The following is an 18,864-nucleotide window of genomic DNA, read 5'->3' on the forward strand; positions in this document are numbered from 1 at the left end:
ATGAATATTATGAAAACTGTAAGCAACACCTATCCCGGATTCAAGCATGCTGCCGATGAGCTATCCGCTTTTTCTGTCAGCATCGATACATTCGTTATTTCCCTGAAGAACAGGAAACTGATAAATTTCACGCCTGAAAATACGGTGGCGTTCTATGATTGGCTTATCGCCAATAATATCAGGGACATACGAAAGAATGAAACCAAAGAGGTGACTCCCCCTACTCCTTCCAACAAAGGTTGGAAAGATCTGTTTAAGCGTAAAAAAAGTGGCAGGAAATTATGATAGGTTTGTTCCTATCGGGCATCGCTCTTGATGTTGAATGTATGCAACTGGAAATACACCCATGATGTGCGTACCTGTATGGAAGCAAAATGGGTGGCTTGATTGAGTTCATATCGGTGGACAACATAAAAACTGTGTTCCTGATTTACCTCAACGATGAACCCTTCAAGCCTTTCCATTTCAGATTGCGGTATAAACGCAGAAACCAAAATAACACACTATTTTTTCCCATCATCTAATGCTCTGGTGAATAGTGATGTTAAGGGCTCTTTCTCGATTTTATCTTGCTTTTTAAAATTGATGGAACGGGATTTTTTTGCTTCCAGCCCACTATTAAAAAGTCCGTTGGGGTCTTCTATCATTGCACCGTTAAAAAAGTTCAGACCAACGTGGGTTTTAAATGCTCCCGTGCTGCAAATCATTTTTCCGTTGTATGAAAACACCGGACTGTTCCATTTCCATTCTTCTGTGATTTCGGGTTCTATTTCATGGATAAGTTGTCTAATCTCTGTAATCAATTCACCTCGCCAATCGCTAGTGTTGTTGATGTATTCGTCTATTTTTTCTTTTGCTGTCATGTTGATTTTTTATTGGTTTAATAAATTTTGTAGTTTTGAGTCATCATTCCCCAAAGAGAACAAATAGTCTTTTTTCACACTGTCCAATCTTTTTACGTCCGCACCGTTCTTTAATAACAATTTAATGCAGCCTATTTGGTTGTGATTGTTCCCTACATCACGTGTTTGCAATGAATGAATTGCCCAACCAAGCGGTGTGCTATTATAATTTCTGTCAGCTTTGTCTATTTCCGCTCCTACTTCAATTAACCTTTTTGCCAACTTATCCCGTCCACAATAGGAAGCCCAATGTAAAGCTGATGCTCCGTTATTTTTGTGGGTATAATGAATATCTGCCCCATTTTCAATATAGAATATACCCAATTTTTCAGCGTGAAGGCTGGATGCTGCAAGGATAGGTGTTCCCTCATCTTTTTTCTTATCTCCATCTATGTTGGCTCCAAATTCTAAAAATATTTTGGCAAACTGGATAGCTTCTTCATCTGTTATTTTACCTGCAAAAACAGCATCGCAAATCCGATGAAGAGGATGAGCTTTTGTACGGCAAAAAAAGTCATAGGGAATGGTAATGCCTTCATTTGAAAGATTTGGATTTTCAAATAGCTGCTTACGAAGGCTCTGATAGTCCTTTTGTTCCAGAAGTTTCTTAATGCTTGTTTTAAATGGTTTCATTAACGGAAAAATTGTATGAGCTCTTGTGCCAAGATTTTCGGGTTTACAATATGCGATTGCCCTATAAGTGTTTGATGCTTTGCATTGGGTAAAACCGTTGCCAAATGTTGCATACTGTTTTGCGACCACTTTGCACTTTTGCTTCCTGATATGACCAACGTCGGCATCTTCACATTGCTCCATTTTTCTTTGCTTAATGGTTTTCCCGAGCCTGTGTTCCCAAGAATTTCAATGTCGTAAGGCAAGGTGTGAGCCAATTGTTTCATTTGTTTCCAAGCGGGCATCCATTGCATCATCCAAACTACAAAGGCAGGTAAGCCTATGCCTGTTCGCATAAAATATTTTACGGCTTTACCATTTTCACCTTGTTCAGCAAGTTCCGTAATGGTTTTTAAATAGTTTTCGGGAAGCGGTGAACGACTGTTGTCTGTAATGTAAGGTGCTTCATAAAGTGCCAATTTCTCCATTTTCACTCCTGCATTTGCGGCTTCCAAAGCCAATGCAGCGCCCGATGAAATGCCATAAACATGAGCATTCCCACCTGCTTCATTGATGACCGCTTGCAGGTCTTCATATTCTTTTTGTGGCGAATAAGGCAATGTGTTTCTGCTTTCGCTTCGTCCCCTGCGGTCATAAGAATAGACTGTGAAATTATCAGATAAGTGTTGCGGAAGCTTTTCGTTTGCACCAAATTTTCTGTGGCAGAACGCCCCGTCCACAAGTATTAACGGCTTGCCATTTCCTGTTTTGGAATAAGCGATTTTAGTACCGTCTTTTGATGTTGTGTATTGTGTCATCATCTTATTATTGAGGAATATTTTTCTCTGTTATCAAATAATATCCAAAGCAGAATTGCCCAAATTACAACGGCGATCGGCAATCCGCTTGTATCGACAAAAATATGTGTCAACAATACCCCGACCATAACGGGAAAAACAATCAAAGCTCCTAAAGCCCTTGTTTTTGGAAAGATCAATAATGCCCCGCCAATCAGCTCGGCAAGGGCAATGAGTGGCATCAACCACCTGATTTCGCTTATTGCCGCATAATCTTTTATCAATTCAGGGTTCAGGTCTTCGGGCGTGGGCATATAGTGCAAGAACTTGTCAAGCCCGCCATTGATTAATAACAATCCGAAAATTGCGGATAGTACGGTTAAAATTTTACCTTTCATTTTTTCTCGCTTTTAAGTTGCCCAATAATTCTTCCATTTGGTTTAATCCCATTGTAAAGCCTTCTTTAAAGCCCATTTCAATCATCTTCTCCATTCTTTCCCGGGATTCATTGTAGATGGAGATGTGCACCGTTGAGTGCCGTTGAATTCGCTGAAATTCAAATCCCAATCCGAGCCGGGCAAATCCGGATTTTCATCTTTGTCGGCAAAAGCATTCAAAAATTTGAAATTTGTTTTGGGGCTAATGGAAGTATATTTTTGAATAGCCCAGGTTTCTTGCCCTTCGGGACTTACCATTGCGTAAAATCTACGACCGCCAACTTTGAAGTCCATAGTTTTTGTTTTGGATTGAAATGGCTTTGGTGCCCACCATTGGTCAAGGATTTCGGGGTTTGTCCACGCTTCCCAAACAAGGTCAAGATTGGCGGCAAATTCACGTTTTACGCTTACTGTGTTGTTTTCTTTGTTGACGCTAAAGTCAAATTTTAGGTTGTTCATTTTTTCTTGTTATTAAGATTTTTAAGTAATTCGTCCAAATTTTTCATAACTGCTGTAAACCCGTCCATATAGCCCCATTCAATCATCTTTTCGAGGTCTTCGAGGGTTTTGTAGGTTGTGGCAACATTGATGGTCGTAATGTCCGCTTTCTGATTAAATTCAATTTTCCACGAAGAAACCGGATAGTCAGGGATGAGTTGATGGTTTTCATCAAGGAATGAATCAGAGGCTGTAAAGTATTTCAAGTTTACGATTTTGTGATAGTCCGTTTTGCCCCATTGATTGCCATATTCTTCGCTAATCAAAGTATATAACCAAAAACCACCCTCCCGAAAATCCATTGACAGGGTTTCTGCTTTAAACGGCTTGGGACCGAACCATTGATCGAGCAGTTCCGGTGTTGTCCATGCTTTCCAAACCAATTCGAGGTTGGCATCAAATTCCCTATTGATGTATATGGTATTGTTTTCCTTATTGACTTTATAGTCAAATAATAAATTACTGTTCATTTTCTTGATTTTTAAGATTTAATAATACGTTATCAAGTTGGCTGAATCTCTTTTCCCAAATTTTTCGGAACCGCTCCAACCATTGATCTATTTCTTTCATTTTTTCCACTTTAAGTTGGTAATAGATTTCCCTGCCCAGTTTTTCTTGTTCGATGAGTTCACACTCGTTCAGGATTTTGATGTGCTTAGAAACCGCTTGGCGGGTCATATCAAATTCTTCTGCCAGTGCATTGGGCGTCAACGCTTGTGATGCTATCAATACAAGAATGGCTCTGCGTGTAGGGTCTGCTATGGCTTGGAAAACATCTCTTTTCATTTGTTGCGGATTTCAATTTAGGAAACCAATTGGTTGCAAATATATACGCAACTTTTCGGTTTCGCAAAATTTTGGGTATTTTTTTTGTAGTTTTTTTTTGAGAAGAAAAATTGATGTTCGGGGTGTTTTTTTTGTATTGCTGCTAATGGTCTTGCGTATTGGTGATAGGCAGGATATTTAGCACTAATGTTGATACGAAGCATAAATATTGAATTTAGCACTTCCATTGACATGAAGCTGTTCCCTCTGCCTATTGCCAATACAATCCTATGTGTTCGGTTTTCTTTTTTTCACGTTGTTATATCTGCTTGCCAATATTCAAAAGTTTTTGTTTGTCCGTTGTCTAACCCGATGTCATAAGAGATTTTGTTAGCCTTTGAAATTGTAAAATCAATTTCTTTTTTGAACAATCCACCTGCGTAGGACAATGTATGATATTCTCCGTTTTCTCCGCAAACGTCTATGTCATCAGGAAATGAGTTTACAGTATTTTGGTCTAAGTCTTTTCCAATATATGTCTGGTCTAATTTGTCTGCTTGAGTTACAATAATTTTTGTCTTAATTCCCGATTTTAGAAAGTCAGCAATAACTTCGGCAGATGATTTATTCCATAATGGCTCGACAACTTCAATTCCTAATGGATTGAGTTTACTTTCTCTGCGTGTCTTTACGTCCGATAAAAAAATGTCGCCAAAGATGAAATGAGTAACACCTTGCTTTTTGAAGTGGTCAATTGTTTCACGCATTTTGTCGTCATAATTTTTCAAGTCTTTTGCAAACAAAACGGTGTAAAGAGGAATGCCGATGCTGTCAGCTTGTTTGGATAGTATTTCAACAGGAATAGAATGAATGGAAGATGTCAATGTTTCTTCGTTAATTGTTGTCAGTAATGAAATAACGTCAAACTGATTGTCTTGTAAAATTGTTCGAAGTGCTAATGCAGAGTCTTTTCCACCGCTCCAATTAAATACTGCTTTTTTTCGGTTCATTGTGATATAGGTATTCCTTGTTGCTTTTGTTTCAAACCACCCTATTGCGCAGTTCATGTTAACTGCTTGGTTTATAATTGCTACTTACCAAGTTTTTCCAACAATATCAGGTTGCATTAGAAAATAGTATTAAAATAATTTTTTGACTTTATGTACTTGACCACGTAGCACTAACGTTGGTAATTTGTAACGATGGTTTTTTAGGTTCTTAATATCTTTTCCATCTTTCTACCCTTCGCTAATTCATCCACCAACTTGTCTAAATACCTTGCTTTTTTTGTCAATGGATTTTCGATTTCTTCAATACGGTAACCACAGATCACTCCGGTTATTAATGGCGCATTGGGGTTAAGCACCGCTCTCTCAAAAAAGGTTTCAAAAGTTACTTTTTCGTCAATGAGCTCCTGTAGTTTTTCCTGATCAAACCCCGTCAGCCACTCAATGACTTGCTGCAACTCTTCGACTGTCCTGCCTTTGCGTTCCACTTTTGTTACGTAGTGCGGATAGACAGAAGCGAAAATCATTTTCGCTATTCGTTCGTTATGTTTATCAGTTATTTTCATTTGATTTGTTTTAATTGATTAGGGATTTTGCCAACTTCATAGTTATTCTCTTTCCGCTATTTTTTTTATTTCATTAAGGACAGACTGTATATGGCTTTTGAAAATTTGTGTTTCCATTTCAGTTGGGATTTTTATTCTGGAATAGGTCAATTCAACGGTACTGCCATCCAATTGTCGTAAAGTATAAGTTATTTCAGAATAATTTTCAGGCAAATCCGCATCACCGCCCAGCCCGCTCCAATAGGTATAGCGCAAAAGTTGATTGGGCTGGGCTTCAAGCACTGTCCCTTTGTTTACATATTTCACACCGTTCATTTCTCCTTTCCAAGTGATTGGAGAGCCGACCTTCCAGTCTGTTTGAATCGTTGAGCCGATGTATTTTGCAATGCATTCTGGGTTTATTAGTACTTCCCAGATTTCTGTAGTTGCGGCTTTGATTTCAATAGTGGCATTTACTGAATTTTGATTTATCGTATCCATAATTGTTGATTGGTTAATTGTTGAAATATTGTTTTGTTGCCCAAAGGATAACATACTCGTCCAGAGGCAAATGATTGTAAATGCTGTATTATTTTTCATTGTTTTTCTTTTTCAAGATTAACGCACTTATCAGTGCAACTGCTAATCCTATGGGCAATACTTCGGAATAGGTGATTAGTATTACGAAAATGGGGTTTTTATACATTTCTTTGAAGTTGGCCATTTCCTTTGTTTTGGCTGGCAAGTCGTCCTCGGTACAGTTTTTCAAAACATAATCGGAATAGACATCCATAAAATCAGGAACGAACAAATAATAGCAAAACAGCCAGACTAAAACATATATTGTAGAACCCACTAAAGCTATCAACGCCCCCGTCTTAAACGCTTTCCCAAAAGTTATATAACCGTCAAGATACTTATTCCTGTAATTTCTTGTCCCGAAGAATATCAGCGAAAAAACAAGAACCATTGCAGCATAACCTACAATGTCGTTCCCTTTTAAATCCGGATTATGGTACATCCAATAAATCATAAATCCGATATTAGCACAAAACACTGCCCCGATGACTAAGCCGAAAATCAGCACTACTTTTTTCATTTCTTTACATTTTAAAATTCTCCACAAAACTAAAGTCAACAAAGGAAACCGGGTTCATACTTTGGTACCGAAATTTAATTTTCAAAGCAATTAATACTAAAGTACGAGGTCGCCTATGGTATGATTTTCAATCGTTTGGCTTTTTCTATGGCCTGTGTCCTGCTTTTCACGTCCATTTTGAAATAGAGATTGGAAACGTGTGTTTTGATGGTACTCAAAGAGAGGAATAAGGCTTTTGCTATATCGGCATTGCTATACCCTTTTGACAAAAGTTGCAATACTTCATATTCACGATTGCTTAAATTGAGTTTTTGCAGCTCGGCTTCATTGATCGTGAAATCTTCGGGTTGGGGCACGAATATTTCTTTTTCTACGATTACGGTCTGGATTTTGGGTTTGGAAAGCTGTGTCGCTACCCAAACACCCAATGCAGTAAAGAAAATAGCTACAAGCCCGATGTATATATCTATAGCATTGTCAACGATTAAAAATTTCCATTGAAGCCATTTCAAGGCGAAAACCAATATCGCTAAAACCAGTCCGTATAAAATGATATGCTTAAAGTCTTTTAAAATTGCCATGGTTTTTTTGAGATGTGTTGTTGTTTTTTGATTATAGTTAATGTTCAGCTATTTTGCGCCAGACCAGTTTTAATGACAAAGTCAAACCCAATCAGCCTGAAAACATTTCGTTCTGCAGCCAAGGTGAAAGTTGCCAAACCGAAAATTGCAATTATTTTTTTTCATTCTACTGTACGTTTAATATCGGTTGGCTCGTCTGTTACATTGGCTACCATGATCCAGTCTCCCTCCTGCTTTATCCAAACCGAAACATCCAGTTCCCACCAGGCGGCGTTCTTTTGCTTCTTTTCTTTAGCCGCTGATGTGGAAAGAAAAGAAATTTTTGCAAAATAATCAATGGGATGGAATATCCCACTCAAAGCATGCCGCAATCTGTTTGGCAAAATGAAGGAAAGGCAATTGTGATGCGGGCATTTCGACAAAGGGGTTGCACCTTATTAAAATGCAAAAATGCGGTTCCGAGCGATAGGGAGGAATGGCATTTTTGCCGCCCGGATTCCGGGTCTAAGCGACCTTAATGGGTTGGCTGCGGAAATCTTTCAGGTTGAGAAAAAAGCCCCTGTGTTCAGTCAGTCCGTTGCGGAATAAACCCCACAACAAAGAACTACCCATTTGAGCCAATGCGGAATTGATAAACAAATCCTGCTTTTCCAAGGCTTCGGCAAGTGAGCAACTCGGTGTATCATCTTCTTGTTCGGATTGCCATAGCAAGTCGCCGAATTCTTCGGTAACCATTGGCAGATTGGCTACCGTTTCAAATCGGTCTGACTTCGGTTGTTCAATGTCGCCGATGGTAGATAACAGCACTTGCCCTGTATGTTGGCTGTTGCCATAGTCCAACCAATACTTTGGCTTATGGTGGTCATACTTACCACTATCGAATGTTTTCAGGATTCCGGCAATACCAAACCTTGCCTTTACACTATCCACGCAGGTAATAAAGATAGCAGCCTGTACATTTCCGGGGGTTTTATCCCAACTGTCTTTTTCAAACTTCTGCGTTTCGGCTTTCCAGTTCGTACCTGCCCAACGGTTGCAACGGTTGATGAGCGCAACGGATTTATACAATCCTGTTTCACTTTCCGCAAACCGCTGTCTGCCCAAATTGGCTTCGGTAATAACATCGTCATCCCACAAACGAACCTGCAAGCCTGCGTGTCCCAAAGCAATCAAAGAATGGTTCATTTCCGTTAAAGCGGTCAGGACTTTTGAGCCTGTGCCACCTGCCCCGATAAGGTTTACCGAGAGGGGATTGGTAGCGTTTATCAGACTATGGTCGGTAAAATGGACTTTTGTTTTTCCTGTGTTCATTGCAAAATATCTTTTAAGGTTACCTTACTTTCTGTCAATACTTCCATCGGAAACGCTTCACCTGTGGCGATAAGGTTTTTCCAAAGGCTTACGCAATTTCCCCTGATGGGATTATAACCGTGCATTAAATGACTGAAATAACTGTTAAAGAAATAGCCTTCCCATGCTTGGGTAAATTCCTCCAATGAGGCGGTTTTCTTTATCTGTATAGCTACCGTTCCCATACATACATTGCCGTCCCCGTACACGTTGAAAAAGGGTGCATTGTATAACTTTGTTTTTTCGGTAGGTCTGCGGTTGCCTTTCAGAGCAAAAACCGCCAATCCTTCGCGGTTCGCTACCCAAAGCATGGGCGGCACTTCCGCCTTGCCCTTGGGTATGCCCAGGCTTTCAATAAAATGCAACTCCTGCTTTACGGCTTTGGTAAACCAAACCACTTTGTTTCCGCCCGTGTCAAAATATAATATCCGGTGGCTCATTATTCCCTGTGGTTTCAATAAAGGTTCTTTTTTTTCTTTTGCGGTTTTCAGGGACTTGGCAAGTCTGTTCGCTTCTTTTACGGTCAGCGGATGTGCATTGACAGGCATACCGTTTTTATCCATATCAAAATGCTCTACGTACATATCGTTGCCCTTTCCCGTGGTCTGGTAAAAGACCAATGCCGATTTGGGATAGTATAGCCTTCCGAAGTCCTGTGTTATATCGTTCATGGCTTCTGTTTTAAAAATTGTATAAAATATAAGTCAGTTCATCTATCATCCGTAACAGGCGGTTCTCAAATTCCAGTGTACCGGCAGTTATCTCGCTTCCGTCAAATCGCTTGACAATAACGGGTTCTTCCATTTGTCCGTATTCCTGCAATTCGCTGTTTACCGATTCAACCAGACTGTCCATCAGCCACCCTTTAGCATCGGCACAGAATGAAACATATTTCTCCATTGAAATGGATTGTTCCATATCTTCTTCATTCGCTTCACCATTGGGTCGGGCATTTCGGAACACGGTTTCATCGGGAAACTGCTGATAGAGCGCATAGGCTTCCGTTGCCACTTTAAGGCAGTCCCTGTCGATAATGTCTTTCGGTCGGAAGCGGTCTAAACGGTCTTTAAACCACTTTAAATTGATTCGGTTAAAAATCTTCTGCTCCATGCGGTCGCCTATCCAAACGGCTTGTTCTATTTCACTGAGGTAGATTTTCGTTTCCTCGCCGTCATCATCCATAAATATCCAATCTTTGTGCATCTCATACATCCAAAAGAGGTAGCTGTTTTGCTTTCTGTAATACGGGATGTCGGCAATACAGTAAAGGTAACTGCAAACCGATATGAGTAATTGGGCGGTCTTTTTACGCTTGGGTTCTTTCAGCCACCTGAATAAGGGGGCAACGGGAATATAATACAGGGTGGTGCCTGTGTTGTATCGTTCCTCACTTGTAAAAAACATTTTCTCACTATCCTGTATCAACCTGATTTCTTCCCAATCTCCTATTTTGTGCCTTAACTGTTCTCCGGTGTCTTTTAACGCCAATGCGATATTGTAAGGATAAGCCAAAGACTGCGTTGGTTTGGGAACGATGCCGTAATGTTCTGCCAATTGGCAAAGGGATGTATAAAAATCCCTTTGCATTTTGGCATCATCCCTATAAGCCTGTACGGTTGCTGTTTCCTCCAGTCTTGGGAGGAATGAAGTCCTTAGAAAACCATGGGCAGCATGGCTATGGGTACGGACTGCTGTTTGTCCTTTTGGATTTCGTTTGCGTCTTTCGGTTTTTGCATCCAACTTGCGAACTCGCTTAACTGGCGGTGTAATTGCCTTTGCTTGGGCTCTTGGGGTATTTGGAATGTCCCCGATACGGTATGTTCTTGCATAAGTCATTGTTTACTGTTTTCGTTTAACCCTTTGTTCCCATAACGCTCTCAAACCTATACTCGACGGTATCGTCCTTAATCTGCGGTGCGGATACTTTTGCGGTCGTCAGAACCGGATACATATTGGCATAATAATTCATCACGGCTTCCACGCTCCAAGTTGGCTTGGGGTCGGTCAGCCGGATGTCCTGTCCTTTGTCTTTGAGTATAAATACTCTTTCTAATTGTGTTGCTAATAACATGGTTTTTTATTTTTTTAATGGTTCAACTTTTTATTCTTCTTCGCTTTTTTCATTTGTGGGGCAATCGGTTGTAGCTGCTTCTGCTTTTTGCCCTGCCGTTGCGCTTCCTGCTCCGAAAAGGTCAGGGGTGGCAAATTGGGCGGACAGTTCCGATTTGCGTTTGCGCAGCTCCTCTGCTTTTTCGGGATGGTCGGTGGCATCGGGTACTTTTGTCCATGCTTCACGGAATTTGCCTTCCTTCTCCAGTTCATCCACTTTTTTCATGGCTGCATTGTATTTTTTCTCTTTGGCTTCTTTTTCCTTTTTCGCTTTCTCGGCTTTCTCTTTTTCGATTGCCGATTGCTTTTTAACTTCTTCCAGTTGTTTCAGGAATTGCTCCATGTCCACCATCAAGCCCGATGCTTTTTGGACAGGTGCGGTTATCTGCTCGAAAAAGCCCTCATCAAATTCCTGCGCACTGGCATTGAATGTCAATGGGGGGATAAGGTTCTTGGCTTTGTCGCCGCATTGTTCGTTGCGGACGATGACCGAAACAATCAGGTTGTTTCCGGGTTCTTTGGTAATGTTCAGTTGCAATACGCCTGTAAAGTCCAACTGCTGTAGCTGTGTGAAAAAATTTGTGTTCATTGTTTTGAGATTTTAGTTGTTGTTTCTTGTTTTTTTATGGCTTGGAGTTTTTCATGCATATCCGTCCAATAGGCTTTCCGGTCTTTGTCAAATGCCGGAAAACGTTTGTCCCTGTGCCTGTACTCCTTGTATGCTGCTGTTATTCGGATGGCTTCGTCAAGGTCTGTTATTTCGATGGGGCAGCCGTTCAAATCTGTTATGTACATTGCTGTTCGTTTTAATTTGTGATTTCTGTTATTTGGTCAATCCTGCCGTAAAAGAAACTGCGTAGGCTCGTTTTATCGGGTGCGTTGTATTCGTGCCAAATGCCGTACTGTTTTACAACATAAGTTTTCAGCACATCTTCAAACCCAAACCGATAACCCATCAGCGGAATCGCTCTATTGAAAAAAGCATTTCGGTTTACCACTTCGGCAAGCCAGTTTTTATCGGCTCGGCTCAGCTTGTTGCCCTTGTTCAGCTTCTCCTTTAGCTGATAAACTTTTGAAGATTTCAGCGTTTCCAAGTCAGGAACTTCGTGGCTTACAAATTTTGTGGCTATTGCTTTCGTTTCCATCGTCTTTGCTTTTAAGGTTGATGATTTTCGATTCTACGTTCCAATAATGTTTCGAGTATTTCGCAGTCGCTGTCGTATTCCTTTCCCTCAAAATGGTAGGTGTCGGTATCTTCATCAAATTCATATGCATCAAAATCTTCATCCTCCAAATACACATCCGTGAGTAGCCTGTCGGAAAATGCCGCCCTGCCATATACCAAGCAACCCATTTCCTCATAATCCTGCACGAAGTCAACCCCATAGTGTTCCGCTATCTTTTTCAGGACTTCCGTATTGGGTGACCACTTCGTCTGATAAAGGAATACGTCCGTATCTTCGCTCTCCATATACAGGTCGAAGAAGTATCCGCCGTCCTTACCTTCCACAAAGCCGGGCAGTTGCCCGCAACCTTCTTTCCGTTCCTGTTCAGCCATAGTTTTGAATAGCTGTTGTATCTGTTTGATTGCTTCGGGTTTCCCCTCGAATGCAACCGTGTTGCTGCACCAATTTGCCATGATTGTAAATTTTTACCGGTTAATGTTTGATATGAAAACCCCATTGGTATAATAGCCTGTAATCTGTTCCCAAAGCCGTATCAGGCTGTCCGTATCTACATAGTAGCATTTCGTCCGATTGCAGTAAATGATGTAAATGGCTTCATCCTTATGCTGCTTTTCGAGGCTTTGTGCTTTAGCCATTTTTTTGGCTTCCGCTATCGTATCCGCTTTCATATCGTTTGTTTTTAAACAGGCTACCACCGTTAGGCAGTAGCCTGTGGTTAATGTTTAATTAAGGTTCAGGATTTCTGCACCGTCCTGTGCAAAGGCGGCACATAAGTCAAACGCTTTCTGTGATTTCAGTTGGGCTGTACCTCCCAATACAATGCTCTGTAATTTGGCTTCATCGTTCCTGTAATTCCTTACATTCTGATAGTAGCCTGTCACGGCATTGTACGCACCGTACAAAGTACCTTTGGTGGTGTCCATCTGTTGGCTGTCACTTATCATAGCGTATGCGAAGGCGTCCTCCACCGTGTTCTTGAATACGGTGGACAGTTCATCTTCCGCACCTTTTTTGATATGCTCCAGTGTTTCCTTGTTCGGGCAAAGGGCAAGCTGTATCAGTTTCCTGACCTCTTGGTCTGTAACCTTTACCTTTGACCATCCGTTGAATATATCCCCTAACTGGTCGCTCAATGTGTTCGCCAATCCCATAATCCTGTGGGCATCCTCAATGCGCTGTTTGGCTCCCGATGTGTGCTTGATACGGATTACGTTGGTCATGTTCCGCAGGGAAGCATTGAGGGTATTTTGGCAGACAATCCTGATGGGTGTGAATGCTGCCGTGATGCTTCCGCTGCCATCGTGTGAAGTGGTCAGGAAGATGTATTTTTCCGTTACGTCATCACCATTGCCCACACGGATGTAACCGGGCAGTTTGGCGGTGATGAAAATGCGTTCCCCGTTGCCCAATGCGCCTGCGGTTTCATAGAGGATACCGTCCCCTCCGCCTACGATGGCATCAAAGAAATTGAAGGCTTCCCTGTTTTGTACGATGTGGTAATCCTTGCCCACCACCCCCAACACGGCATTATTATCGGTGCGTATGTTGGCGAAACAGTCAGGGACTTCCAATTCGTGGCTGCCCACTTCCATGCTGTCAGGGGTTTCTATGATACCCGAACCTTTGGTGAACAGGGGGGATTTTACGACTTCGTAATCCAACCCTGCGTGTCGGATGGCTTCTTCGCTTGTCGGGTAATCTTCCACGATTTGCCCCAAGCCGTGCCATGCTTTCTGTTGTACTGAAAAGAAACTGTACTTTCCTGTACGTTCGTTGAAATTGATGTTATGTGCCATAATGCTGAAATTTTGAATGTTTAAAAAATTGATGAGTGTTCGTGCTAAAAAGGGAGGTCGTCCATTGTTTCCTCTACCGTCCGCTTGCCTTTTTTTGTTCCTGTGGCAGCCTGTGCGGTTTCCGCTTTTTTGTCGCTGCTCCGGTCTGTTGGGGACAGACTGTGCAATTTGATTTGCGAGGTATGGAAATTCAGCCCTGCATGTGCCTGTCCGTCCGTATCCGCCCAAGCCCTTACGCTTACCCTCCCTGTGAGTTCCACCAAGCTGCCTTTGGTGAGTAGCTTGGCTACGTTCGGGCTTATCCAGTAGGAGCAATCGAAATAGGCGGTATGCTCTATGCGTTCGCCCTGTTTGTTCTTGTAGCTGTCATTGACTGCTACCGAGAAGTTCACTACTTGTCTGTTGTCGTCAAGGGTCTTTACTTCGGCATCCCTTGTGAGCCTTCCTGTGATGTTCATCTTTGTTCGTTTTAAAAGTTTGACATTTTGTTACGTTCGCTTTTCCCTTTTCCTGCTGTGTGGTTTGCTCCGCTTCGCTTCGCATCATTTTTCCAAAAGAAAAACCGGAAAAAAGAAAGCAGGCTATTAAGGCGGTCGATGGGAAAGGACAAAAGGAAACGGAATAAGTCCCGAAGGGTGGCAAGGCAAACATGGCATATCCGGCGAAGCCACCATCTTGCCTTGCCATTATGCCGTAGTCTTTTGGCCGGCCCCGCAGCGTTGCCGACCGCCGTATTTTGGCTGCCTTTTTACCGGGTTGATTGAGGAAAATAATTTTTTAATAATTTATGGATAGGGTAAATCATCAGGCTATGAAAGCCTGATACAGGAGATTGGAAAATGCAGCGGGGATGGAATAGCGGGAAGGAAGCATTTTTCAATTTCCTGTCCGGCCGTAGCCACAAGCTCTTTTACGGGGAGGGTACGCGGGTAGTGTAAATGTGCTTGGGCTACTATAAACCTAAGCCTTCATAACGAAGCCGGTGGTCGGCTTAATTTAAAAAGAAACAAGTAATGTGGAAGATACCCTGTCTGATTGGCGTTATGTTTTCCATAAGTGATTTAGAAAATGATTTTGGGCTTACCGGCTCATTGGAGCGGAGAGTTTGCTCCGTGTATGGTTAAATAAAAACTATATCCAGTGATAGGGCTTGCCCTTTCTATTAAGATAACAGTACATTTCTTCCTTTTAGAGTTCAGGAAAAAACTTCAACGCTTTTTCAATGGCATAATCCGGTAAAAAATAAATTTCATCACGGATAGCCTTGATCACTTTTTCACGGCCATAAAAACGGATGATCTCATCAATTTCCTGCTGTCCGCCACGTCCTATGATGCGGGCGATTATGGTAAGATACGCCTTCTGCTAATCCAGTTCATCCGCTTTGGTATCTCAAATGACTTTGGTATGCAGGTGCATTTCTCCCTCCTATAGATTTGATGATTTTATTGGATTAGATAATTTTTATCTGCAAAACCATGGCTTTTCTACCCTCCTATTCGGGTAGAGAATAGCCTTTTCTCTTCTGTTCGTTAGTGTTTCTTCAAAGGTGTTGAATAATCTTTATAAACAATATCCTGAATTTTAATTGCCAGGGGGACAGGCAATATCGCTCTAAAGGTCTTTTTGATAACATTGCGAGTACCCCTTAATGCCTTGTTCATCCGTACTAACACAGATGTAGAGAATGGCGGTTGACATAGTTTTCTGAAAATAACGTGAAAACGCTATATGAGAATTGTTGATCATTATCTAAAGTACCAAGACCAGATCTTAAATAAGGTTGCCCATATCGGCAAGTATATGTGTTTTTAGTATATTTGTTGAATAATAATTTGTTGATTGTCATAATCTTAATGGTTGATTTCAATTACGATTGTATTTTTATTAAAACCTAAAGGCATAAATTTAATTTATTCGAATGAAAATAACTTTACCCTTTCTTGAATCAACTCTATATCAAAAATCCGGAACTCATAATATTGCAAAGCAATTAATTGTTTCACAGCAAACAATATTGCTAAATATATCTGAAACAAATCGCTTTTACTTAATAGTAGAAAACAAGGGAAGCAAAATCTGCTTCACTACCAAAGAAGAATATATTCCTGAAGGAATTGAATATGCTCTTTTTACTAATGTGCTTCCAAGTAAACAACGATTTGAAGAGGGTAAAATAGTTCTAAAGGGATGGGCAAAGCACCCTCTTTTAAAAGAGTACTCACCCAGTGAGATTACACAATCATGGAAAAATGATTTTCTGTATAAAGAAGAAGATAAAAACGAGTCCGGGTTAAGACAACCTCAGATTGCTGCATTGCATATGATAATGGGACATCTGAAACTTCCTTTAGATGCAGCAACAGTAGTAATGCCTACAGGTACAGGTAAGACAGAAACTATGTTGGCTACGCTGGTGGCTAACAGGTGTGAAAAGCTTTTAGTTACGGCGCCTTCTGATTCTTTACGTAATCAAATAGCTGGTAAATTTTTTAATTTAGGGTTACTAAAACAGTTCGGTGTTGTTGGCGAAAAGTCTTTATATCCAATTGTTGGCATTATTAAGAATAAATTTAAAAGTGCTGAAGATGTTACTGAATTTTTGGAGAAATGCAATGTAGTAGTAACTACGATGAGTTGGCTTACTAATCAGAATAACGATACTCAAAAGCTTTTCGCCAAAACATTCGGCCATATATTTATTGATGAAGCCCATCACGTGAAAGCGTCTTCATGGAATGAGTTCCGGAATAAATTCGACAAGGAAAAGGTTATCCAATTTACAGCGACACCATTTAGAAATGATGGAAAGAGACTGGATGGGAAAATTATTTCCAACTTCCCTTTAAAGAAAGCACAGGAACAAGGTTATTATAAAAAGATAGAGTTTATTTCTATCCGTGAATATGAGAAAGAAAAAGCGGATCAAGAAATTGCTAAAATAGCTGTTGAACGCTTACGTTCAGATTTAGCAAATTCTCACAATCACATCCTTATGGCTCGTTGTGCGACAAAAGAGCGAGCAAACGAGATTTTTAAACTATACGAAGTTTATAAAGACCTGAACCCCGTTATAATTTATTCTGGAGCCCCTAATTTTAAGGAAACTTATAATAAGATACTTCAAAAGAAAACGAGAATAATTGTTTGTGTTGATATGCTTGGTGAAGGTTTCGATTTGCCGGAATTGAAAATAGCAGCATTTCATGATATTAGAAAGAGTCTTCCCATTACATTACAATTGGCTGGCCGTTTCACGAGAACCAAATATGATGAAGAACTTGGTGATGCTTCTTTCATTGCTAATGTTGCTGATCTTGATGTGAGAGCCGAATTAGCCGATTTATACGCGACGGATGCAGATTGGAATGAAATTCTTTCAGATGCAAGTTCGGGACAAGTGAACGAACAGATGGAATTCAAGGATTTCATGAGTGGCTTTAAGAAATTGAATAATGCCAACATCCCTTTTCAAAATATTAGACCTAAATTAAGCACAGTTGTTTATAAGAATAAGACTAATGCCTGGAACCTTGGTAATTTTCAGAAAGGAATTTCCGGATATCACGATTTAGAATTTAAATTCCATGACATTAATAGAGAGCATAATATGCTTGTGATAGTCACAGGAAAAAGATTTGAAGTAGATTGGGTACATGATAAGCGGGAAATTTATGATATTCGATGGGACATCATTATAGTTTACTGGGAAACCGAAAACAATCTTCTGTTCATAAATAGCTCTGACAATGGAAGCCTTTATACCGAATTAGCTCAATCAATAATAGGCGATAACGCTGAGCTTGTCAAAGGAATAGATGTTTTTAAGACTTTTCATAATATCAAAAGAGTGAAGCTGCAAAATGTAGGATTAAGGCAGTTTCTAGGTAAGAACATCCGCTTTAGAATGATGGTAGGCAGTGATGTTGGTGAGGCGTTGAGTCTTGCCGAAAAACAAAGAGGGGAAAAAGCCTTTGTCATGGGAACTGGCTTTGAAGTTGGTAACCCTGTTAATATTGGGGCTTCGTACAAAGGAAGGATATGGACAAAACTTCAAGGAGATTTAAAACAGTTTAAAAATTGGTGTGTAGCATTAGGAGATAAACTGGTAGATGAAAATATTGACCCTAATCAAATCCTTAGAGAAACCCTCATCCCAACCCTCAGAACAGATCTTCCGAATGTATTTCCTGTATGGATAGATTGGGATACGGATATCTACCTCGATATCGAAACTAAATATAACTTCATTATAGATGGAGTAAAATATGACCTTTCTAATATAGAATTATGCTTGGTCAATCCATCCATAGGTGGCGATTTGCTATTTTCTCTTAAATCCGAAACACAAGAAGTTTCTTTTAAAATGGAATTATTTGAGAGTAAAGATGGTGATGAGCCGTTTGCGGACTTTAAAATAACTCAACAATCAAAAGAAACGGTAGATGTTCAGTTTGGGCGTGTTAAAATAGATGGAATTACTTTTTTTGAAAAATTCATTCCTACTGTTTGGTATGCTGATGGTTCAGCACTTACAGGAAATGAATACTATGAACTCAAACAACAGATAGGCATTTACCCAAAAGATGAACTTATACCTTGGAACTGGGATGGTGTGAACCTAAGAAACGAAGCGCAAGGTATACAACCTAAGAAAGTTGATTCTATACAACACAAAGTCATCGAACAACTAAAGCAAGAAGATTTTGATATCATTTATGATGATGACTATTCCGGTGAAATTGCCGATGTTGTGGCTATTAAAGTGCATACTGATAAAATCGAAATTAAGCTATATCACTTAAAATTTGCTTTGGATGGTGTTATCAGTAACCAAATCAAAAATTTTTATGAAGTCAGCGGACAAGCTCAAAAATCTGTGCATTGGAAGCATAAATCAGGCAAGGAATTCATCAACCACCTCCTTAGGCGGGAAACTAAATTAAAGAAAGGTTTATCCTGTTCCCGATTTGAAAAAGGTAACAGAAATGATTTGGTAAAACTGTTGGGGATATTAAAAAACGAAATACCTGTAGAATATGAAATTTTGATTGTCCAGCCAGGGTTGTCAAAGGCAAAGGCGTCTGATGATATTTTAACATTATTAGGCGTTACGGCCACCTACATTAAAGAGTTTGCAGATATTAATCTTAAAGTAATAACTAGTAAATAAGAGAAT

Annotated in this window: 28 protein-coding genes and 1 pseudogene; 2 read left to right on the plus strand and 27 right to left on the minus strand. The window is 40.3% G+C overall.

Annotation, left to right across the window (positions count from 1 at the left end; all coding sequences use genetic code 11):
* Positions 1–9 precede the first annotated feature (9 nt).
* Complete coding sequence (locus tag U9S71_RS11605) at positions 10–285, plus strand: hypothetical protein (RefSeq protein ID WP_326327643.1); 276 nt, start codon at positions 10–12, stop codon at positions 283–285.
* A gap of 11 nt (positions 286–296) precedes the next feature.
* On the opposite strand, the gene U9S71_RS11610 is transcribed toward U9S71_RS11605, so the two are convergent.
* The 27 genes and pseudogenes from U9S71_RS11610 to U9S71_RS21070 form a co-directional block, all read right to left on the minus strand.
* Complete coding sequence (locus U9S71_RS11610; protein WP_326327644.1) at positions 297–464, minus strand: hypothetical protein; 168 nt, start codon at positions 462–464, stop codon at positions 297–299.
* Between the two features lie 39 nt (positions 465–503).
* Entirely contained in the window at positions 504–863 is a 360-nt protein-coding gene (locus U9S71_RS11615; RefSeq protein WP_326327645.1) for a DUF1801 domain-containing protein, read from the minus strand.
* 9 nt (positions 864–872) lie between these two features.
* Positions 873–1,535, minus strand: coding sequence for an ankyrin repeat domain-containing protein (locus U9S71_RS11620; protein WP_326327647.1), 663 nt, complete (start codon positions 1,533–1,535; stop codon positions 873–875).
* Positions 1,535–2,335: an alpha/beta fold hydrolase gene (locus tag U9S71_RS11625; RefSeq protein WP_326327649.1), complete on the minus strand. Its 801-nt coding sequence runs from the start codon at positions 2,333–2,335 to the stop codon at positions 1,535–1,537. The genes U9S71_RS11620 and U9S71_RS11625 overlap by 1 nt, the downstream gene beginning before the upstream one ends.
* Complete coding sequence (locus tag U9S71_RS11630; RefSeq protein WP_326327651.1) at positions 2,332–2,709, minus strand: DoxX family protein; 378 nt, start codon at positions 2,707–2,709, stop codon at positions 2,332–2,334. The genes U9S71_RS11625 and U9S71_RS11630 overlap by 4 nt, the downstream gene beginning before the upstream one ends.
* Before the next feature lie 81 nt (positions 2,710–2,790).
* The gene (locus U9S71_RS11635; protein ID WP_326327653.1) at positions 2,791–3,207 is read right to left on the minus strand and encodes an SRPBCC family protein; all 417 of its coding nucleotides are present in this window, start codon (positions 3,205–3,207) and stop codon (positions 2,791–2,793) included.
* A complete protein-coding gene (locus U9S71_RS11640) occupies positions 3,204–3,716 on the minus strand; it encodes an SRPBCC family protein (protein WP_326327655.1) in 513 nt (170 codons plus the stop codon). Before U9S71_RS11640 ends, U9S71_RS11635 begins: the two co-directional genes overlap by 4 nt.
* Positions 3,706–4,032: an ArsR/SmtB family transcription factor gene (locus U9S71_RS11645; RefSeq protein WP_326327656.1), complete on the minus strand. Its 327-nt coding sequence runs from the start codon at positions 4,030–4,032 to the stop codon at positions 3,706–3,708. The genes U9S71_RS11640 and U9S71_RS11645 overlap by 11 nt, the downstream gene beginning before the upstream one ends.
* Before the next feature lie 290 nt (positions 4,033–4,322).
* Complete coding sequence (locus tag U9S71_RS11650; protein ID WP_326327658.1) at positions 4,323–5,078, minus strand: Dph6-related ATP pyrophosphatase; 756 nt, start codon at positions 5,076–5,078, stop codon at positions 4,323–4,325.
* Between the two features lie 143 nt (positions 5,079–5,221).
* The gene (locus tag U9S71_RS11655) at positions 5,222–5,584 is read right to left on the minus strand and encodes a DUF2200 domain-containing protein (protein WP_326327660.1); all 363 of its coding nucleotides are present in this window, start codon (positions 5,582–5,584) and stop codon (positions 5,222–5,224) included.
* Positions 5,585–5,626: 42 nt separating this feature from the next.
* Positions 5,627–6,163, minus strand: coding sequence for an SRPBCC family protein (locus tag U9S71_RS11660; RefSeq protein ID WP_326327662.1), 537 nt, complete (start codon positions 6,161–6,163; stop codon positions 5,627–5,629).
* Positions 6,153–6,662 carry a DUF4199 domain-containing protein gene (locus tag U9S71_RS11665; RefSeq protein WP_326327664.1) on the minus strand — a complete coding sequence of 170 codons (510 nt, stop codon included), beginning with the start codon at positions 6,660–6,662 and terminating at the stop codon, positions 6,153–6,155. Before U9S71_RS11665 ends, U9S71_RS11660 begins: the two co-directional genes overlap by 11 nt.
* A 113-nt stretch (positions 6,663–6,775) precedes the next feature.
* Positions 6,776–7,243, minus strand: a complete 468-nt coding sequence (locus tag U9S71_RS11670; RefSeq protein WP_326327666.1) for a helix-turn-helix transcriptional regulator — start codon at positions 7,241–7,243, stop codon at positions 6,776–6,778.
* A 161-nt stretch (positions 7,244–7,404) separates the two neighbouring features.
* Positions 7,405–7,602, minus strand: coding sequence for a hypothetical protein (locus tag U9S71_RS11675; RefSeq protein ID WP_326327667.1), 198 nt, complete (start codon positions 7,600–7,602; stop codon positions 7,405–7,407).
* Between the two features lie 145 nt (positions 7,603–7,747).
* Positions 7,748–8,554, minus strand: a complete 807-nt coding sequence (locus tag U9S71_RS11680) for a PRTRC system ThiF family protein (protein WP_326327669.1) — start codon at positions 8,552–8,554, stop codon at positions 7,748–7,750.
* Entirely contained in the window at positions 8,551–9,264 is a 714-nt protein-coding gene (locus U9S71_RS11685; protein WP_326327670.1) for a PRTRC system protein B, read from the minus strand. The genes U9S71_RS11680 and U9S71_RS11685 overlap by 4 nt, the downstream gene beginning before the upstream one ends.
* Before the next feature lie 10 nt (positions 9,265–9,274).
* Positions 9,275–10,180: a hypothetical protein gene (locus U9S71_RS11690; RefSeq protein ID WP_326327672.1), complete on the minus strand. Its 906-nt coding sequence runs from the start codon at positions 10,178–10,180 to the stop codon at positions 9,275–9,277.
* A gap of 65 nt (positions 10,181–10,245) precedes the next feature.
* Entirely contained in the window at positions 10,246–10,422 is a 177-nt protein-coding gene (locus U9S71_RS11695) for a hypothetical protein (RefSeq protein WP_326327673.1), read from the minus strand.
* Positions 10,423–10,445: 23 nt separating this feature from the next.
* Positions 10,446–10,664 (minus strand): PRTRC system protein C, encoded by a 219-nt coding sequence (locus tag U9S71_RS11700; RefSeq protein WP_326327675.1) that lies wholly within the window; start codon positions 10,662–10,664, stop codon positions 10,446–10,448.
* 30 nt (positions 10,665–10,694) lie between these two features.
* Positions 10,695–11,291, minus strand: coding sequence for a PRTRC system protein E (locus U9S71_RS11705; RefSeq protein WP_326327677.1), 597 nt, complete (start codon positions 11,289–11,291; stop codon positions 10,695–10,697).
* Complete coding sequence (locus U9S71_RS11710; RefSeq protein WP_326327678.1) at positions 11,288–11,497, minus strand: hypothetical protein; 210 nt, start codon at positions 11,495–11,497, stop codon at positions 11,288–11,290. Before U9S71_RS11710 ends, U9S71_RS11705 begins: the two co-directional genes overlap by 4 nt.
* Positions 11,498–11,508: 11 nt before the next feature.
* Complete coding sequence (locus U9S71_RS11715) at positions 11,509–11,847, minus strand: molybdenum ABC transporter ATP-binding protein (protein WP_326327679.1); 339 nt, start codon at positions 11,845–11,847, stop codon at positions 11,509–11,511.
* A gap of 11 nt (positions 11,848–11,858) precedes the next feature.
* A complete protein-coding gene (locus U9S71_RS11720) occupies positions 11,859–12,341 on the minus strand; it encodes a DUF1281 family ferredoxin-like fold protein (RefSeq protein ID WP_326327681.1) in 483 nt (160 codons plus the stop codon).
* A 12-nt stretch (positions 12,342–12,353) separates the two neighbouring features.
* Positions 12,354–12,557 (minus strand): DNA-binding protein, encoded by a 204-nt coding sequence (locus U9S71_RS11725; protein ID WP_326327683.1) that lies wholly within the window; start codon positions 12,555–12,557, stop codon positions 12,354–12,356.
* 54 nt (positions 12,558–12,611) lie between these two features.
* Positions 12,612–13,685: a DUF932 domain-containing protein gene (locus tag U9S71_RS11730; protein WP_326327685.1), complete on the minus strand. Its 1,074-nt coding sequence runs from the start codon at positions 13,683–13,685 to the stop codon at positions 12,612–12,614.
* Positions 13,686–13,729: 44 nt separating this feature from the next.
* On the minus strand, positions 13,730–14,143 hold the full coding sequence (locus U9S71_RS11735) for a single-stranded DNA-binding protein (RefSeq protein ID WP_326327687.1): 414 nt from the start codon (positions 14,141–14,143) through the stop codon (positions 13,730–13,732).
* A gap of 730 nt (positions 14,144–14,873) precedes the next feature.
* Positions 14,874–15,038 (minus strand): annotated as a pseudogene (locus U9S71_RS21070) (DUF6922 domain-containing protein); the annotation flags it as partial.
* Positions 15,039–15,606: 568 nt separating this feature from the next.
* Here U9S71_RS21070 and U9S71_RS11740 point away from each other — a divergent pair.
* Entirely contained in the window at positions 15,607–18,858 is a 3,252-nt protein-coding gene (locus U9S71_RS11740) for a DEAD/DEAH box helicase (RefSeq protein ID WP_326327688.1), read from the plus strand.
* Positions 18,859–18,864 lie beyond the last annotated feature (6 nt).

This window comes from Parapedobacter flavus (assembly GCF_035818675.1).
Lineage (GTDB): Bacteria > Bacteroidota > Bacteroidia > Sphingobacteriales > Sphingobacteriaceae > Parapedobacter > Parapedobacter flavus.

Coding starts and splice junctions, on each gene's coding strand:
- U9S71_RS11605 (WP_326327643.1), top strand. CDS start 10: ATGAAAACTGTAAGCAACACCTATCCCGGATTCAAGCATGCTGCCGAT.
- U9S71_RS11660 (WP_326327662.1), bottom strand. CDS start 6,163: ATGAAAAATAATACAGCATTTACAATCATTTGCCTCTGGACGAGTATG.
- U9S71_RS11735 (WP_326327687.1), bottom strand. CDS start 14,143: ATGAACATCACAGGAAGGCTCACAAGGGATGCCGAAGTAAAGACCCTT.
- U9S71_RS11700 (WP_326327675.1), bottom strand. CDS start 10,664: ATGTTATTAGCAACACAATTAGAAAGAGTATTTATACTCAAAGACAAA.
- U9S71_RS11650 (WP_326327658.1), bottom strand. CDS start 5,078: ATGAACTGCGCAATAGGGTGGTTTGAAACAAAAGCAACAAGGAATACC.
- U9S71_RS11685 (WP_326327670.1), bottom strand. CDS start 9,264: ATGAACGATATAACACAGGACTTCGGAAGGCTATACTATCCCAAATCG.
- U9S71_RS11620 (WP_326327647.1), bottom strand. CDS start 1,535: ATGAAACCATTTAAAACAAGCATTAAGAAACTTCTGGAACAAAAGGAC.
- U9S71_RS11630 (WP_326327651.1), bottom strand. CDS start 2,709: ATGAAAGGTAAAATTTTAACCGTACTATCCGCAATTTTCGGATTGTTA.
- U9S71_RS11705 (WP_326327677.1), bottom strand. CDS start 11,291: ATGAACACAAATTTTTTCACACAGCTACAGCAGTTGGACTTTACAGGC.
- U9S71_RS11695 (WP_326327673.1), bottom strand. CDS start 10,422: ATGCAAGAACATACCGTATCGGGGACATTCCAAATACCCCAAGAGCCC.
- U9S71_RS11670 (WP_326327666.1), bottom strand. CDS start 7,243: ATGGCAATTTTAAAAGACTTTAAGCATATCATTTTATACGGACTGGTT.
- U9S71_RS11740 (WP_326327688.1), top strand. CDS start 15,607: ATGAAAATAACTTTACCCTTTCTTGAATCAACTCTATATCAAAAATCC.
- U9S71_RS11720 (WP_326327681.1), bottom strand. CDS start 12,341: ATGGCAAATTGGTGCAGCAACACGGTTGCATTCGAGGGGAAACCCGAA.
- U9S71_RS11730 (WP_326327685.1), bottom strand. CDS start 13,685: ATGGCACATAACATCAATTTCAACGAACGTACAGGAAAGTACAGTTTC.
- U9S71_RS11665 (WP_326327664.1), bottom strand. CDS start 6,662: ATGAAAAAAGTAGTGCTGATTTTCGGCTTAGTCATCGGGGCAGTGTTT.
- U9S71_RS11715 (WP_326327679.1), bottom strand. CDS start 11,847: ATGGAAACGAAAGCAATAGCCACAAAATTTGTAAGCCACGAAGTTCCT.
- U9S71_RS11680 (WP_326327669.1), bottom strand. CDS start 8,554: ATGAACACAGGAAAAACAAAAGTCCATTTTACCGACCATAGTCTGATA.
- U9S71_RS11615 (WP_326327645.1), bottom strand. CDS start 863: ATGACAGCAAAAGAAAAAATAGACGAATACATCAACAACACTAGCGAT.
- U9S71_RS11625 (WP_326327649.1), bottom strand. CDS start 2,335: ATGATGACACAATACACAACATCAAAAGACGGTACTAAAATCGCTTAT.
- U9S71_RS11655 (WP_326327660.1), bottom strand. CDS start 5,584: ATGAAAATAACTGATAAACATAACGAACGAATAGCGAAAATGATTTTC.
- U9S71_RS11635 (WP_326327653.1), bottom strand. CDS start 3,207: ATGAACAACCTAAAATTTGACTTTAGCGTCAACAAAGAAAACAACACA.
- U9S71_RS11690 (WP_326327672.1), bottom strand. CDS start 10,180: ATGCAAAGGGATTTTTATACATCCCTTTGCCAATTGGCAGAACATTAC.
- U9S71_RS11640 (WP_326327655.1), bottom strand. CDS start 3,716: ATGAACAGTAATTTATTATTTGACTATAAAGTCAATAAGGAAAACAAT.
- U9S71_RS11725 (WP_326327683.1), bottom strand. CDS start 12,557: ATGAAAGCGGATACGATAGCGGAAGCCAAAAAAATGGCTAAAGCACAA.
- U9S71_RS11645 (WP_326327656.1), bottom strand. CDS start 4,032: ATGAAAAGAGATGTTTTCCAAGCCATAGCAGACCCTACACGCAGAGCC.
- U9S71_RS11610 (WP_326327644.1), bottom strand. CDS start 464: ATGGAAAGGCTTGAAGGGTTCATCGTTGAGGTAAATCAGGAACACAGT.
- U9S71_RS11710 (WP_326327678.1), bottom strand. CDS start 11,497: ATGTACATAACAGATTTGAACGGCTGCCCCATCGAAATAACAGACCTT.